Here is a 16766-nt window from a genome sequence, read left to right on the forward strand (position 1 = left end):
CTATTAAACATCCTCACTTCGTCAACTCGTGAAGGCAAAAACGCGCTATCCCGCTTCAGTCACTCATGCCGTGAATAAAGTGGCAGATGCCATTGGCAAATTAACGGCTTCGGCCAACGCGGCACATGCGTTCCATAACGCAATCAATGTCTATCAAAACCCGTCCCAATTGATCCAGATGCGTATTGCTATTTAAAAGGCCACCTGTTGCCCGATAGCACCCCATTTCATTTAATTGAGGCGATTGCGGATACCAGCATGACAACCGCCCAACACCAGCCCATTGCGGGAATTAACACGGATGATATTCAGGCAGCAATGAAGGGGGATCAATTCACGTCTGGATAACAAGCTGGGAACAAGTAACTTTATTCCAACCTTGTGCGACGAACAAATCACTCAACTAAACGACGCCGCGGAAGCATTAACGCATTCGCTTGATGACCTTGATAAAGCCACGTAGGCCGTCAATCGATTAGCCACACAGGTGAATTATCCCATCCTAAATAAGGTTGACACTTTTCTTCATCTATTGAGGAGAGTGTTATGAAATCAGAAAATAAACTCACTCAACGTGATTATTCACTGGCTTTTAAATTAGCCGTTGTTGATCAAGTTGAAAAAGGCGAGATGACATATAAACAAGCCTAAAACCGGTACGGTATTCAGGGGCGTTCAATCGTTTTAGTTTGGCTTAGGAAGCATGGTCAGTTAGATTGAAGTCTGGGTCGTACCCCTTTACATCCTCAAGGAGTTGCCATGACTTCATCCTCCTTACTCATTCCCGAGCAGCGGATAAAAGAACTTGAACAACAACTGGTTGAAATGGAAAAGAAAGTCGCGTTTTTTGAGGCAGTCGTTGAAGCGTTGAAACGGGATTATGGGGTGACTATCGTAAAAAAACCACGAGGCAAGCCATCCAAGGGAAAAAGGTAATCGGCTTCAATGTGGCTCAATGTTGCCGTTATCTGGGTATCACACGACAAGCTTATTACCAGCAATGCCAGCGGGCAGCTATAAAAGAAAAGCAGGAACAGGATGTGCTGGTGCAAGTGCTGTCAATCCGACTGAAACAACCCTGTATTGGCACGAGAAAGCTTCAGTATCTGCTGAACCAATCACGCCCAGTAAAAATAGGCAGAGACAATCTGTTCGCTTTACTCAGAGCCCATCATTTGTTAGTCAAACCCAGACGGGCTTATCATAAAACAACGTATAGTCATCATCGTTTTTACTGTCACCCTAATTTACTCAAAGCCGGTCCTAATAAGATAACCCCAACGGGGCCGGAACAAGTGTGGGTAGCCGATATTACGTACCTTTCAGTGAAAACAGGGGGAAGCGTATTTAAGTCTGATCACGGATGCCTGGTCACGTAAAATCGTGGGACATCATGTTCACGATAACTTAAGAGCAGACTCGGCCATTCAGGCCTATAAACACGCTTTAAAAAGTCGGAAGTTGATTGAACACTCGCTTATTCATCATTCAGATAGGGGATTACAATATTGTTCAAAACGCTATCAAGCGTTACATAAACACCATGAGATTATCTGTTCAATGACAGACGGCTCTGATTGCTATCAGAATGCCTTGGCAGAGCGTGTTAATGGTACCCTGAAAACTGAATTTTTACTCTGTAAACCCGCAGACCTGAAAGACGCGGCGAAAATGGTAAGTGAATCGATAGAGATTTATAATCGGTATAGGCCTCATTTAGCCCTAAAATATAAAACGCCCGATGAAGTACATCATCAGGATCAGGCGTTAAGCAAAATAAGTGTCAACGTATATCAGGACTAGACACGTAAAATAGAAAAGCCGATGTTTACACACCGGCTCTCTAAGCGCACAAATCCAACCAAAACAAGGTGTTTCTGCTGAATTATAAAAGAAGGATATTAGTAAAACGGGGCTTTGTGCCAGAAATATACTTAATCTTTCTTAGATTCAGTTCCTTGAACACCCTCGTGAGTCGATTTGATGGACTCCATTGTCTCTTTAAAGAGTTCGAAGGCTTTTTCGTATTTTCTTGTTTTCTCTGTCAGCGTAGTAATGAGTTCGTTTTCGAATTCATTACTTTGGCAAAAATCCTTTTTGTACAGGAGCAAAACCTGATCGGCGAAGCTGTTATCATCTATATAAAAATAGCAAGTTGGCACATCTAAAATCGCGGCAATCTGGCAGGCCACATTGTATGGCGGGGATAAAACCCCTATTTCATATTGGCTTATTTTTGCCTTTGCCTGCTCTTAACTTAAAAAGTCCATCCTGAATAATATCGGTATTCGGATAACGCAACTGATTACCTTGGCCCTCAAATCCTGGGGCTGATTCAACAATAGCCAGAATGGGTATCGTTAATCTGGCTATCGTAAATGAGTTGGCTAAAAATAACAATTTAAGATTTAAATTGACCGGTTAACTGTGTTTTTGTTCCATTGCCTCACAAACCCCAAAAATAAAATTTTTATTCGGTGTGCCGTAAAACCCCATTCTTCACTTTAGATCTAGGAGGATGTCAAATTTGTGTAACAAACGTTGTTTATTATTAATTTTTTATATAAACCTTGCTAGGTACAAAATCTCAATCGGGAATATTTACATGAAACTAACACTAAAAAAGATAAATTGTATATTAACAACAAGCTTAATTGCCTGTTCACTATTTGGTTTTTCTCACGCCCAAAGTAATATCACTAATAATCCCCTCACTAGTAATGCTACGTTACATAGAGCAGACAATATTCACAAGATTGAGACAATCATAGGTACTATTGACAAACCGAATGTTGCACCAATATATAAAAATAACAAACCTAACCGCATTACATCTACGTTAAAAAAACAAACAGATACAGAACGGTCATTTCGTTGGTTCACCAGTGACGTAGTAAAATCACCTGTTGTAATGATTGATACTCATCCTGATATGAAAAATGCTACAGCTTATCCAGCAGAAACTGCTACAGTTGAAAGTCATTATCTTGAACGTGATAAAGATGGTTTTTTTATCTATAAAGTGATCGATGATAAAAACAATGTGGTACGCTATTTCACTGATGCTGGTATTACCGATATAAAATGGGAGCCTAAAAAAGAGGTAAAAAATAAAAATGAAAAGGTAGCAATAGATATCATTCCTGTAAAAGAAGTGATTTATAGCGCAGACATCAATGGATTATCTCCTGAAACCGTTTATTATTACCAAGTTGGGGATAAAAATGGTGAGCTTAGTCAGATTGGCCAATTTAAAACATCTAGTTCACCACAAAAACCCTTTTCATTTATTCAATATACAGATACACAAAATGCTTACTGGAACGAACATATTCGTAATGAAGCCCAATTTGGCGCAGATACCATACAACAAGCACAGGAAAAAGCCCCTGATGCAGAGTTTGTAATTCATACTGGTGATATTGTGGAAATTGGTGAAGTTGAGGATGAATGGGTTGATTTAATGTCACAGTCGCAAAATTCATTATTAAAAATGAGTTTTGTGCCCGTTTCAGGTAATCATGATGAATATGGTTTAAACACAACTGATTTATACCTTAATAAATTTAATGATCATTTTAATGTCGATAGTGCTGGTAAAATTGATGGAGGGTCATACTATTCATTTGATTATAATAATGCTCACTTCATTGTACTAAATACTAATGATTACAAAAATGAAAAGAAAAAATCATTAAGTAAAGAACAATTAAAATGGTTAGAAAATGATGTAAAACAAGCGCGTAAAAAAGGAGCTGAATGGGTTATATTGAGTTACCATAAGCCATTATTTTCTAAGTCTTATCATTCATTACAAGATGAAGATGTACAAAATGTCCGCGAAGATTTTATGAAGTTAATTGATCAGTTGGATATTGATTTAGCGCTACAAGGTCATGACCATGTTTTCTCACGAACTAAATCATTAAAATACGCGGATAAAGTAGACAGTTTTGTAAACGCTAAAATTGATAACGCTCAATTCACCTATGATGAAAATAATTATAAAAAGTTAATTTCACCCTCGGGCACGACTTTTGTTATTCCGAATACGGGTGGAACGAAAGCCTATGATGCGATCTTCAATAAGCCGCTAACACATATTCACGAAATGCGACCAAAATTAAATTGGTTAACTCAGGAACAACTCGAACATTACAATAACTTATTTGAAGTCGGTTACCAACCTCAGAATTCCGAACGTTTTAAAACAAAACATGAGAATTACCGTGATAGTTCAGTTCAAAACTTTGCAGTTTATACAATCGATAATAATCAACTAACAGGTGAAATCTATCAAGTTACTGGTGACTTATCAAAAGGCGAAAAGCGTAGTGTTGAATTAATCGATAAGTTTTATATAGAAAAGTAGTAAATTGGGGTCGGCGTAGAATCCTAATACGGAATTCTGCGCCGGAAACCAGTAAAATTTTGAGATATTGTTCATCAGCCTGAAGACAGAGTGATCTCATCGAGCATTGCGTCCAGCTCGCTCTTCTTCCTCACACTAATAAAAGTGTAATGTCCATTTAAAAAGATGTGTTACTAAGCGAATGGTAACGTCCAACTCAGTAATTCAATACTACGAGTGTTACTGTTGGCCTTGTATTTTCGTAACAATAGGGATAATGGATTTATGTTATAGTAAATGACAGCGATAGTTAAAAATCCTAATTTGGTCAGTATATTTTTGGCTATTTAAATTGGTTGCTTCGCCGTGTTTTTGGTTCCATTACCCCCCAGCATAAAGTTTATCTAAAAACCCTTTTGAGAGCGCTTTAACAGGCGCCCTATCATCAATATTTGCGGGCGTCAGTTTTACGGCAACGATTTCACCCTGATGATTAACAATCATATGAAGCTTAAAGCCGTAAAACCATCCCATCGTGCCTTTTCCTCTTGCCGCGGTCTCTTTAAACACCTGATGTCTGGATATTCTGAGGTTGTGGCACACTTTAATACTTGTCGAATCAATAAATTCAATCCCTGTCGGTTTACCTTTAAGGTGGGTAAAAAATGCGCTCAATGGCGCCAATACCGTGGGCATCACCTCAAGAAAACGGGTATAACTGAACATCGTTGGAAAATCTTTTTTATGATATACCATCATAAATCCAATATAAAAATGCTGAAATCACGTTGATGAGACATATGATAATCGTCATGATTTCACTGGCCGCCATGCGTCCTTGGTGTAATCGCCGGCGCTCCCCCCTTTCAATCAAATAGATTTGCCAGTGAGGCATGAAGTTCTGGCAAAAATCATCGACATGACAGAATAAGTTGACTAAATTATGCATAGCGGGTTCCTAAGTGAAAAGTTTCTTTTTTGGTCAAAAGATCTGATCACCGAACCCGCTTTTAGTTCCCTTCTTTTTTATTCTGCTTATCCCGAACTCAGGTTAAATTAAACATACCAAAAACAGGCAATTACACAAATTCAGATACAGGGTCTGCAAAAACGGGGAAGACCATAGATTTTTTAATGTCTCAATGGGTAAATAAATCAAAAGGATTAACTAATGATTTTTATCCGATGTTCATTATCAGATACCCACTACCTTTAAACTCTATACTCGTTATTTTTTTACCATTAAACTCTTCAGCATGCTGAGCCAACATAAATGATGTAGCCTTACAATTATCAGTTCCTAAAAGTGTATAAAAAGCGTCTGGATTTTCAGTAGGAGAAACTCGTATAAGTTTACCTCGTTGAACCGGGGTTCCTATGGCGTCTATGACATTTTGAGTGACTTTATTTTCAATACTGGCTTGAATGGATTTTTTGAGATTTTTCAGGTCAACACCTGACTTTTTAAGCGAAAAAAACATGATATCTGAGTAAGGTAATGGTTTTCCAAATATAGGCTTTGTAGTTATATCATCAGCTTTATAAGATGATGAGGTGATGATATTTTCACCATCCCTGGATATATATATATCATAAGCCGGCTTTTCAGCTCCATTTGCTTTAATCTTAATATTATCCACATCACCTTGTACTAAGTCTCTGACATTTGCAAGTATAGAGGCTTCCGACGTGCTGCTGGTAATATATCTGTTATCAAAGTCATTTATTGTACTATCTGATACAGTGGATTTACTTTGAGAATTTTCATATAACTCTTTACCTTTTTGCTTCAACTTATCGAATTCCAGCTTATTACTCTCTTTCGGCTTAAATTCAATGGGCTTCGTTTTTTGAGCTGATGATGTTTCTGGTCGTTGTCTCAATGGTATCGGTGGCAGCTGTTGTTGTAAGAGTGGAGGAGGCGGAGGTGGTGGTGGCTGATGCCTTCCCCCTCCTCCCAGCAACCCCACATTATTTATTTCCCATAAATTATCACTGTTCAATTTGATTGGCATAGCATAATCAAACCGGCTGGGGTGTTTAGGATTAATAATTCGCCATGTGTGATAATCCTTATCCCATCTGGCCTGATAAACGTCATCATTCTGCTTAATATAATAACTAAACTCATCCATTGTTTGTGTATTACCCGACTTTATTTTATATATTCCATCTTCAGGTGCTATATTATCCAATGATACACCCATCTGCCGCCATTCCTTATTAAAGGCGTACTTGTTTCTTGTGGGGTTATCAGTATTAGGAATATTCTTATTTTTGGGTTTGACCTTATTCCAGTTATCCCAAATTTCTTGCCCTCCACGACGAATTATTTTTATTCCACTCTTTGCTAAAGCAACCGGAGGAAAAACAAATTCAGCCACTTCCGTTGCAATCCCGCCAATTTTTTTAGGTATCCCAATTTCTAAGGCTTCTTTTATAAATTGCTTAGCCAGAGCTTTTTTGAACCCTGCCTCTCCTACTTTTCCAGGAGAAACTTTTTTCCAGGCTTTGTCAAAAGCTTCTTTCCCCATTTTCCTGAGTCGATTAATTGCTCCTCCCCCCATGAAGATAATCGTTATATAGAGATCTATGGCATCATATACGATATCACTCAGGGTAACTGTATAATTAGAATCGTAATACCCCCGTTCAAAAGCAGAATAAAATGGCACTATACTTCTCCAAAAACTGGACCAAATTCCTAAATTCAAAAACCCTACTTTTGCTTGTTCAACATACTGAGTGAGTATGTTCTTATTCATCTCAAGCAAAAGCGATTGAATATTCTTAGATTTGGGTTGAACATCATTTGGAGCACTATTAACGAACCACCACCGATTGAACTGCATTCCATCTCTATCCGGATTTATTGCAGACTGATCCAGCACTCCAGCTGGCACATCCTCTCCCCATACCTGCTTAACAAACTCTTTGACATCCATGTATCGTAAAGCTTGTGTTTTACGGTGATATACGTCTCCCTGCCCAAGAGTTTGTTTCATTGTGTCGAATCGAGCTTGAAACTGCTCAGTGACTTCTTTGATTTCGCTAGAAAAGTTAATCGTGGAAATAGCGTATATTTTCCCCGATTTTGCTTTAACAAGTGCCAACCCTCCTGAAGGTATTATTGATTCTTGTCCGCTTCTGCGCCCTAAACCGATCCAAATAATATCGTCATAATTAGTCACCATATCCCATTCGTTTAGCACTCCATTTAAACGTGCTGCATGAATATTTGAACGGGTCATATATTCCGCATCCGATGCCAACGAATTATCTAAGTATTCATTAAATTGCCCGTAAAATTTTGTTTGATTATTTTCAAATTCAGTCAGTTTTTTAAAGGATAAAATGCCTATTTCTCTGTTCTGATCTTCATTCTTAACACCTTCTCTCGCACCCAAAGACTTGTTGTATGCTTTAAGTGCTTCCTGACGATCAGATGGATTAATCCCATTTTCCACAGAAAAACAGACTATCTCCATTTCAAACAGTTGATACATAATTTCATTGCCGAAGTCACCAGAGTAAATTTGCGAGGCAAGATCAAATAACACCCCATCTTCAGCCGAAGGAAAAACATTAAATCTTCGTTGTGCCTCTGTATTATCCGTTAAAAATAGCTCCATCGCTCGAATTCTAGAAATAATATTATTTTTATTTGGATGATTTAGTAAGCTATGGCCTCTCTGTTTACCGATTTTAATCCTCGATGCTTTATGAAAATTTTCTTTAAATTGGGTCTGCTCCATTATTTTTAGTAAAATTAAATCATGTTTATTTTGTAAATATTGTAAGGACACTGAATTTGTTTCAGTGCTTTTTAGATCGTTTATTTCTACTTCTATTTGACTCAAATATTCACTATAAAAAGCTACACGGTCTGCAATATTGGTATTTTTCTGTCCATTTTTCGCTTCCTGCTCCACATTCTGCACAAGATTTAATAGAGCCTGGATTTCATTATTTTCTATTTTCGGTTGATTGCTTGGCGATTCGATATCTGATTTGATCTCATTAGAATAAATAGAATAAGCACTTTGTACATTTGCACGCCTGAGAATTTCATTCTGAAATTTTAACCAAGCCGCATTCCCTTCGCTTTTTTCTCCGGCCATCTCGGTAGTGATAATTTGCAACGCATTTTGTACATCATCGCTCCCCACAGATGAAGAAGATGTGCGCCATTCCTGATTTTGAATTTCGTACAAGTAGTCAGAAATACTCAATAGAAAGAAAGAGTAAATAAACATACCGCTTGAATCTGGCACATTATTAAATATATTTTTTTCACGCAAAATGGAGGCCAACGATGGTGGAAATTTATGATAGAGAGACACCCATTTTTCACTGAGGTTTTTTGAACTTGAAAAAACTGAAGGTATAATTTTTTTAATATCAAGATGCTCTTTTCTGTACTTCTCAAAAGCTTGTATTGCATCATGACTAAAATAGTGTGGATATTTGACTTCTCGAATGTCATAGTGCGGTAATTTCAGCATATCCAACAAATCAATGTCCCATGAGGTATTATTATTATTAAACACTGTCGTAATAGCATTATTTTCAATATAACTATCAGCCCATATTTTAGCTGCATATTCGAGAAATTTATTGGGTGAATAATACATTGTTGATGGATGCAGAGTTATCTCCAGTAGGTGAAGACTATTAATTTTATTAAACAGATTATCCAATTTTTCTCGAATTGATTTACTTTGATTTGAATACATCCCTTTTATCAAAGGAGGTATATCTGCCAGAGTGCCCACTTTCGGATAATCGCCAGCTAATAGATCGTTTATGTTATATTCAATTAAATAGGATAAAAGGTTTTCTTTCTCTTCTGTGTTCTCCATCGGTAATATTTCATGCAACGCTAAAAACCTATCTTCTGACGTTGGAAAATGAGTCAGTAGATCCTCAATCGCGGACTTAACTTCCGGGTTCTTTTCACGAATATACCAGGAAGTGAACCTATCGACTCTACCACCATCAATATAGTATTTTAATAGTGAGTAATTCTGGAGTGATATACGTATTTCATTTATATAATCGATGACTCTATCTGGATTAACCAATGAATCCGATGGCCAATGTCGGTTATACAATTCCAAAAGAAGATCATCGATATCGAGTAAAAAACGCCTTCGGAACTCTATCAGAGTAACATATGCCCTACTTTTTATAGGGCGAGCATCCGCACCTCCGAAAAAAGCGGAAGTACTATCTGAGTATTTTACCAATCCATATAGTCTTTGAGAAATACTCTGGACAAAAACATTAAAACTTGATGAGGCTAAATGATTATCACTTAGTAAGTCTTGAAATGAAGCTTCATTGGTGCTGAGTTCCGGTGTTGTACAGGGTAAGATCGGGTGTTTTGCAGCATTTCCAGTATGATGTCTATTTATTTGACTAATAGAAATAGACTCATCATTTTTCAATGTATCTACAATATCTTCAGACTTATTAGTATTGTTATTCGAATGACCAGCATAATTTTTTTCGGATGCATATCTGATTGCTTGTGCAATACGTCCAGCTCTTTCTTGACGTTCACGCTGATTCATTTTATCTAAATTATTTACCAAATTTTGATCAGCCGCCGCTCGGGTACTTTCTTTTTCTGGACTACGTCGCTGGCTGTTCTTATTTACTATGTATCTTGTTCTATCAAGTCCCAAATTTGCCTGAAGGTATAATAGTAAAATCCACCGGGTCACTGGTTCACTCAGATCATATTTCACATCAGGTGGCGAAATGATTGGTTTTTTGTATTTAATCTCTATTTCAGAGTTATGCATTTCTGTCTTTTTGTTTAATTTGGAATGATAATCATTTGGTGGTTTTTTATGCGATTTTTTTTATGATATATATAGTTATGCATAATAAGAGTCCCCAGCAAGCCTTTATTAATGAAAAATCTTTATACAGATAAGTGACTTTTATAATATAAAAGATACTTTTTATTATTAGTTTGATAAAAGAAATTATCTGTTTAAGATAAAAAAATTATGTATATTTAGAAATCTAAGTAATAATTTAAATAAGTATTCAATGTAATACATCAACGCTTAAAATTGATGTAATCCTTAATAAATATATAATTTCATTAAATTTAGTATTTAATTTAATACTAAAGTTGTACTTTATTTTTCAACACGGTGTCCCTGATTTGAGCAAATTCCCTTCGTTTCTACGCGGGAAGTCGCCCAATTTTGCTGAGTTCACGACGGAGGGCGCGTTGTATATGCGCGTCAGTAATGGCTGATGACTCTCCTGCCAGCCACATAGACAGCAACGCAATGTTATGAATATTGGCACCGGTTAACGCTGTTTGTGCCAGACGTGCAAAATCCACATCTTCGGCTAAGGTAATCTCTTTCGGCCAAGCTTTTTGCCACATTCTTTCTCTTAAGGAAGCATCGGGATAGGCAAAACGAACAATGAAAGTAAAGCGACGAGAAAAGGCATCATCCAGATGTGAACGGTGATTCGTCGCCAGTACCACCAATCCGGGGTGGCGCTCCAGTCGCTGCAACAGATAGGCAACTTCAATATTGGCATGGCGGTCTTTGGCGTCTTTGGCTTCACTGCGCTTACCAAACAACGCATCTGCTTCATCAAAAAACAACACCCCTGCATCCTGCATCGCCAGATCGAAAATCTGTGCCAGATTTTTCTCGGTTTCGCCAATGTATTTATTAATCACTGTGGATAAATCTACCCGAATCATATCGACACCTAATTGGTGTGCCAGTGCTTCTGCTGCCAGCGTTTTTCCTGTTCCCGAGTCACCATAAAACAGTACACTGATGCCGGTGTTTCTACCCAGTTTACGCGCAAATCCCTGCGCGAGGGTTTTATCTCGTTGGCGGATAGCGCACAAAATTTCCTGTAATTGCTCCAACTGGTCATCACTGATAACGAGATCATGAAAATCGCGTACCGGCACAATACGCTGTGCCAGATGGGAGAAATTTTGTCGGGCACGACGTAAAAAAGCCTGCCTGAGATCCCCTATTTCAATCTGATCGCCCCCACGTTGATGTTGTAATACCCATGCTTCCTTCACTGCAGAAGTTATATCCACTTCCGGCAATGCAACGCGCTGCACTAACGACTGATAATCCAACAGTCCATGCGGGTAAGTGCTGAGTTGTTGTTGCAAATGCTTCTGGCGCTGAGGGACTGATGGCAGTGTTACAGGCAGTATCCATCGAGTCAGTGATGGTAGCGGTGTTTCTGGGCTGGAGGAAGCAATCAGAATACATAATGGAAGCGGATAATCATTCAATAATGACCTGATACAGTCCCATGATGGTGCCGGGCTTTCAGTATTGTCCTGAACGCTAATTTCTTGCAGCACCAGCAATGCGGAATGAAGCCTTGCCGCACTTATGGCCTGACCGAGTAATGGAATGAGATCTTTGTCATTGTTCAGAACCGAGGATTGAAGCAGTAAGGCGCGCATACCCATACGTTGGCCTAATACAGCGGCGGCCTGTTCACCTGACATGGCTGCCGCGACACGTAACTCGAGTAACGCTGGAAAATTGTGATGTTCATGGTGCCAGCAGTGCAACAGGGCAGTGTCATCCAGTTCAATATTATGACCCGGTTCCAGCCATGACAGCGTGCCGTATAAAGCCTCCGGCAGGCTGTCGTGACCCAGGAAATAATGGTAAACCATACTGCTGGTTTGATAAGCCTGTTCTCCTTTGTATTTATGGGATAACGCTAACAAACCAAAACGCTTCAATGGCGCATCCGCCAGTAAACTAGCTCGTTGTGCATTGCGTATAAACTGCCCGGTGCAAAATAGCCTCAGCGCTAAATCTAGTCCTAGCAGCGGAAGAGAGTTTGGTTGTAACTGACTGAAAAGTTCAGCATATTTCGGTTCAAAACGAGGCAAGCACCCCAAGATAAGTACCGCCAGTTCAAAATCGGTCAGATCGAATTTCTGAGCCAAACGCGCAATACGCCCTGTTTGCTTCACATCGAATTCCGGAATTCTCGTATCCCAGTTGGTATAACTGAACGACTGACTGGATGTTTCTAAACGATTATCATCTGACTTTTGTGTTAGCAATTTAGATAAAATATTTTGCTCATCATGAAGCTGGGCATTGCACTCACGTTCTAATAAAGATTCAATTTGTGCCACCACAGTAAGAAATTCATACAAAGCTTCTTCTGGGGTATCTTTATCATTAGCAATAAAAAAAGTCTGTGTCATTCTGAAATACTCCATTCATGCAATGACAATGTTATGTTTTATTATTTGAATAGAGAGAAAATGTTTTCGGTGTACCGTACATCACAAACCAATCTCATGTGCCGATGAGATGATAAGTAAAGAAAGATAACCCCGTAGACATGCACTCAGGCATTACGATATTTCTGGCGCAACCAGCGAACACTGTACTGAGGAAATCTGATATTTCTGATCACCACATGGGTGTTTTGAGTTTTTCCAGGAAGCAATGCAGCTTTCGATAGTCTCTCTTGCTGTTTTAAACGTCACGCCAGCTACGATAACCTCCACCTGTTGCAACTCTTGTTGCGTTTTAACCGGTGCAACTGCCTGATGGATATTAATTACCACTTTTTTTAGTGCCAAATCTGCCTCTTTTGCGTCCAAAGCTTGGTGTAACTCGTTAAATAAACACGTTTCCAACATATCCAGACTGTTCCCATGATAATGAACTAACTGATTATCAAATGACTGCACTGGCGGTACTATATCCTCTTTCTTACCCGGATGACTGATACTAATAGGAAGGGTGACAGCAAAATTCATGATCGCCCGAGGTTTATTATCTAAAGCTTGCCAAAAATTACCCAGACTATTAAGTGCTTCTGGCTCGATTATTCGCAGCATATATCCCTTAAAATCAATATGATTACGCATACATAACAACACCTTAAGCATGTTAGTCAGGTTTATCACTGTAGGACTATCTGGATGTGCGCCTGGCGCATCTGAACTGCCTTTCTGGTTATCCCAATAAGTGACTAAATACAGGCAGCGTATATAAGCAATTTCTGGTGTAAAGCTCCCTGTTTTAGGGTCATAATCACGTTGAGTATTTTGGCGAATACTCAGATCTTCATGGATCAGATACATAAACAGATTCAGCGTCGGCTGGGTTGGCGGGTTTGCGGGGTCAGGTTCATCAAAACGTAATTCGATACCTGGCATATGTTGCCTTACATGGGTCTCTATCAGATGGTTAAGCTTAGCAATATCAGTGAATTCCTTATAAGTATGACTGTTTCCGGGCATAACACACGTCCTTAATATGAGATTAGAAATTAAAATAATGGGGTAATTGCCATACCACTTCTAACGGTTCTGGCAACCAAGGCAGCGTCAATTGCTTTAACGGCCAGGGAAGCCGAGATAACATAATATCGCTGGCATGCGTCTCTACAGTAAGATACCAACCATCGGGACTCTCATACATAGCGCCCTGTCGCTGTAAAAATAGTGCACGCAATTCAGCTGGCTCACAGCGCTGTAATCCAGGGATTTGCTGGCTCATGTTGATCAACCATGAGGTCAATAATGCCTGGGTAGAGTCATCTGGTATTACCCATGGCTCCAATGGCGCTGTCAATGGCCAACCACATAGCCATTTATTCACCAGGCAGCGCCATTCCGCTATCTCATTATCTGCCCAAGTCAACCCATCTAACAGGCATACTGCCTGCAGTTGAGCTTGCTGATTGATAAATCGGTAAGGGGCATCTTCCTGAAGTTTCTCCAATAGCCCCAGTTGAGCAAATAATCGCGGTAATAACGGCCATAGAAATACAATGCCGGCATTACAGACCGATAATTTCGTTGGTAATGCACTGTCGTCCGACCAGACATCATGGGACGGCACATCATTTACCTTCTGTTTATTCGGGGGACGGGTTACGCCATTATGCAACTGTAAATGGGCTTCCGTTGCTAAACTCTCTGGAGCCAGAGTTGTACGTTTCTGCAAGTCAGGGGGTTGTTCTTTAGATTGATCAGTTTGCCATGCTCTTCCTTCTTTCTGAATATGGGGCTTCCTATCCCATAATAATTGCAGAGCAGTAAAAGAAAGTTGCGATTTCCATACATCAGCATGTTTGCGTAATAACGGTAACGCTTCAGCCAATAATTTTGGCCACGGTACAGAAGCTAACAACAGATCGTTTAACCAGTGAATTTCAGCTGGGACAAGCGCTTCAAAAACCTGACTGTTCCCCAAAACCCCGCCAGTAATCATCAATGAGGGGTGATGCAGCCAGTAGTGCCATGCTGCCAGCATCAGGCTGGCGAGGTGTATGGGGAGTGCTTGCGGTGCACTGATCAGCTGTTGTCTGGCTGTGAGCTGTTGAAAAATAAGCCGACGTTGCGTGTCAGAGCGTTCTGCCATAAGCGGCAGCGTGATTGTGGATGCCAGATGGCCCTAGCCAGCATCGGCAACACCCTCAATTCGCTTTTTGTCGTATCATTGAGCAATATGTCCAATGATTGTGTTGGTGAGACTTTCAATGTATTAGTCTGTGGTTTTACCCTCTGCTCCACAGCTTCGCCACTTTCTTCCGGATTCGAGTCAACAACTAAGAAGGAAGAAAATGACGGAAGCCAATAACCGGTATGGAAGAAATATATCAGGTTATCTAGCCTATTTTCCGATGATGACAATTTTGCAGTTATTTGCGGCTCATCTGGTAAAGTAAGTTTCTGCTGTCCAGTTATTTCTGTAGACAAAGGTTCTTCCTTATTTTTCCGTACACCATCATCCTCTGGTATTGTGTGATTCACATTCACGTTTTGTGGTAGTGACATAGCACTTAATGCGTCATTGAGTTGCTGAATGAACCGTTGTACAAAATGCGTTTCGAACTTAATCAGCGGTAATTCCCCTAAATCGAGCGTTAAACTGTCAATTAGTTGAGGAAGACTAATATGCTGAATAAAACGACACTGTGAAGCGGCAAATACCTTTGTTGATAGTATTGTCCGTACAGTTTGACTTACCTTCTGTTGCAAGGGAGCAGCCAATTCACGGGACGTATGCAATCTTACCCTCAATCGGTGAATATTCACTGACGAATTTGCCATTGATATATGAATATTTTCAGCCATTAATTCATCCTTATCCGATATAATTTTATCATTAGGGGCGAATTTATTCTCAGATAAAGCAATACTATTCCAATAAGAAATTACTAGCTAATTGATTACTATCAACACATTTGTATTATTAACGTATTGAATTTAATCCCATATTATTTTATGAATAGGTATCTTTTGATTATTATTATTAATTTTTATATGCAATTTCTTTTTGGAAATATCATCCGTAGTATCGCTTATATGAATATCTAAAAACATAGACATGCGACCATTTGATTTATATTGGTTTGTATTTAAATTCTCTCCATCAATACTTATTATTTTATTATCATAATATTCCAGCAATTCAGGGGGAGTAGAATTATTAATGGATTCTAACATATGCGTTGAAATATAAACTCTCCATATACCACTTGTGACTTTGGTATATAGGGTAAAAAATCCAAAATAATATGAATAATGCGTAGCCCCATGCAATGTAGCAAGTACCATTATTCCAGTGAGTCTATTATTTTTAATACTTACAGTATCATTTTTATCTGAAATATTAATACCATTGCCGCTCTTCAGTTTTTTTTGAATAATTTTAGTATCGATGCTTATTTGATTATTACTTGAAATATCAATTCCTGTATTGTTAACAGCCGTCAATTTCTCCTGAATTTTGCTAGTGTTGATGCTTATTTGATTATCACTTGAAATATCAATTCCTGTATTGCTAACAGCCGTCAATTTCTCCTGAATTTTGCTAGTGTTGATGCTTATTTGATTATCACTTGAAATATCAATTCCTGTATTGTTATCAGTCGTCAATTTCTCCTGAATTGAGTTGGTGTCCACTTCCAGCTTGTTAGTCATTTTATCCACTTTTAATCCATTACCAGTAGAGGCTCTGTCTGGATCCAACCCTACAGCTGCAAGTGCTGTATAAATTGCCTCAATAAGTACCTTAAAATCCCTTTCCTGAGGCACTGCACCCGCCACAAATTTCTTTTTTAACTCCTCGGCTTTGACAGGCAATTCATTCACCCACTCATCTATTGTCCTAACAGAAGTTTCATTGGATGTTATATTTTGTGACGCTTTGTATTTTTCACTCATACTCCACTCCTATTGTATAGTTTACGTCTCTTATTAAGAGGATTCTAACTCGTACCACAGCCGAAATTTACCCAGTTGGCAGTTATTTATGTTCAATATCACTGAATCAGCCTCGAAGATAATTAAGATTGCGTTATCGTGGGTCGCCAGAGTGAAATAAGGGAGTCAAAAAGGTGTGTAATACCA

The 16766-nt window shown here is 38.9% G+C and carries 9 protein-coding genes and 2 pseudogenes; 4 read left to right on the forward strand and 7 right to left on the reverse strand.

What is annotated here, in order from left to right; genetic code table 11:
* Positions 1 to 28 precede the first annotated feature (28 nt).
* The 4 genes and pseudogenes from BM100_RS23220 (at position 29) to BM100_RS19015 (ending at position 4372) form a co-directional block, all read left to right on the forward strand.
* Positions 29 to 196: a hypothetical protein gene (locus BM100_RS23220; RefSeq protein WP_169924755.1), complete on the forward strand. Its 168-nt coding sequence runs from the start codon at positions 29 to 31 to the stop codon at positions 194 to 196.
* Positions 197 to 207: 11 nt separating this feature from the next.
* Positions 208 to 348 (forward strand): hypothetical protein, encoded by a 141-nt coding sequence (locus BM100_RS23225; protein WP_169924756.1) that lies wholly within the window; start codon positions 208 to 210, stop codon positions 346 to 348.
* A gap of 198 nt (positions 349 to 546) precedes the next feature.
* A pseudogene (locus BM100_RS19000) lies at positions 547 to 1803 on the forward strand (IS3 family transposase).
* Positions 1804 to 2605: 802 nt separating this feature from the next.
* Positions 2606 to 4372, forward strand: coding sequence for a purple acid phosphatase family protein (locus BM100_RS19015; protein ID WP_092513856.1), 1767 nt, complete (start codon positions 2606 to 2608; stop codon positions 4370 to 4372).
* 372 nt (positions 4373 to 4744) lie between these two features.
* On the opposite strand, the pseudogene BM100_RS19020 reads toward BM100_RS19015, so the two are convergent.
* The 7 genes and pseudogenes from BM100_RS19020 to BM100_RS19050 all read right to left on the reverse strand — a co-directional run.
* Positions 4745 to 5300 (reverse strand): annotated as a pseudogene (locus BM100_RS19020) (IS982 family transposase); the annotation flags it as partial.
* A 229-nt stretch (positions 5301 to 5529) separates the two neighbouring features.
* Complete coding sequence (locus BM100_RS19025; protein ID WP_092513858.1) at positions 5530 to 10161, reverse strand: hypothetical protein; 4632 nt, start codon at positions 10159 to 10161, stop codon at positions 5530 to 5532.
* Between the two features lie 392 nt (positions 10162 to 10553).
* Positions 10554 to 12596 carry an ATP-binding protein gene (locus tag BM100_RS19030; RefSeq protein ID WP_169924757.1) on the reverse strand — a complete coding sequence of 681 codons (2043 nt, stop codon included), beginning with the start codon at positions 12594 to 12596 and terminating at the stop codon, positions 10554 to 10556.
* 153 nt (positions 12597 to 12749) lie between these two features.
* Positions 12750 to 13646 carry a Pvc16 family protein gene (locus BM100_RS19035; protein ID WP_092513862.1) on the reverse strand — a complete coding sequence of 299 codons (897 nt, stop codon included), beginning with the start codon at positions 13644 to 13646 and terminating at the stop codon, positions 12750 to 12752.
* Between the two features lie 22 nt (positions 13647 to 13668).
* Positions 13669 to 14772: a contractile injection system tape measure protein gene (locus BM100_RS23865; RefSeq protein WP_092513864.1), complete on the reverse strand. Its 1104-nt coding sequence runs from the start codon at positions 14770 to 14772 to the stop codon at positions 13669 to 13671.
* The gene (locus BM100_RS23870; RefSeq protein ID WP_092513866.1) at positions 14706 to 15488 is read right to left on the reverse strand and encodes a contractile injection system tape measure protein; all 783 of its coding nucleotides are present in this window, start codon (positions 15486 to 15488) and stop codon (positions 14706 to 14708) included. Before BM100_RS23870 ends, BM100_RS23865 begins: the two co-directional genes overlap by 67 nt.
* 132 nt (positions 15489 to 15620) lie before the next feature.
* Positions 15621 to 16580, reverse strand: a complete 960-nt coding sequence (locus BM100_RS19050) for a hypothetical protein (RefSeq protein ID WP_092513868.1) — start codon at positions 16578 to 16580, stop codon at positions 15621 to 15623.
* Positions 16581 to 16766 lie beyond the last annotated feature (186 nt).

This window comes from Xenorhabdus mauleonii (assembly GCF_900113945.1).
Lineage (GTDB): Bacteria > Pseudomonadota > Gammaproteobacteria > Enterobacterales > Enterobacteriaceae > Xenorhabdus > Xenorhabdus mauleonii.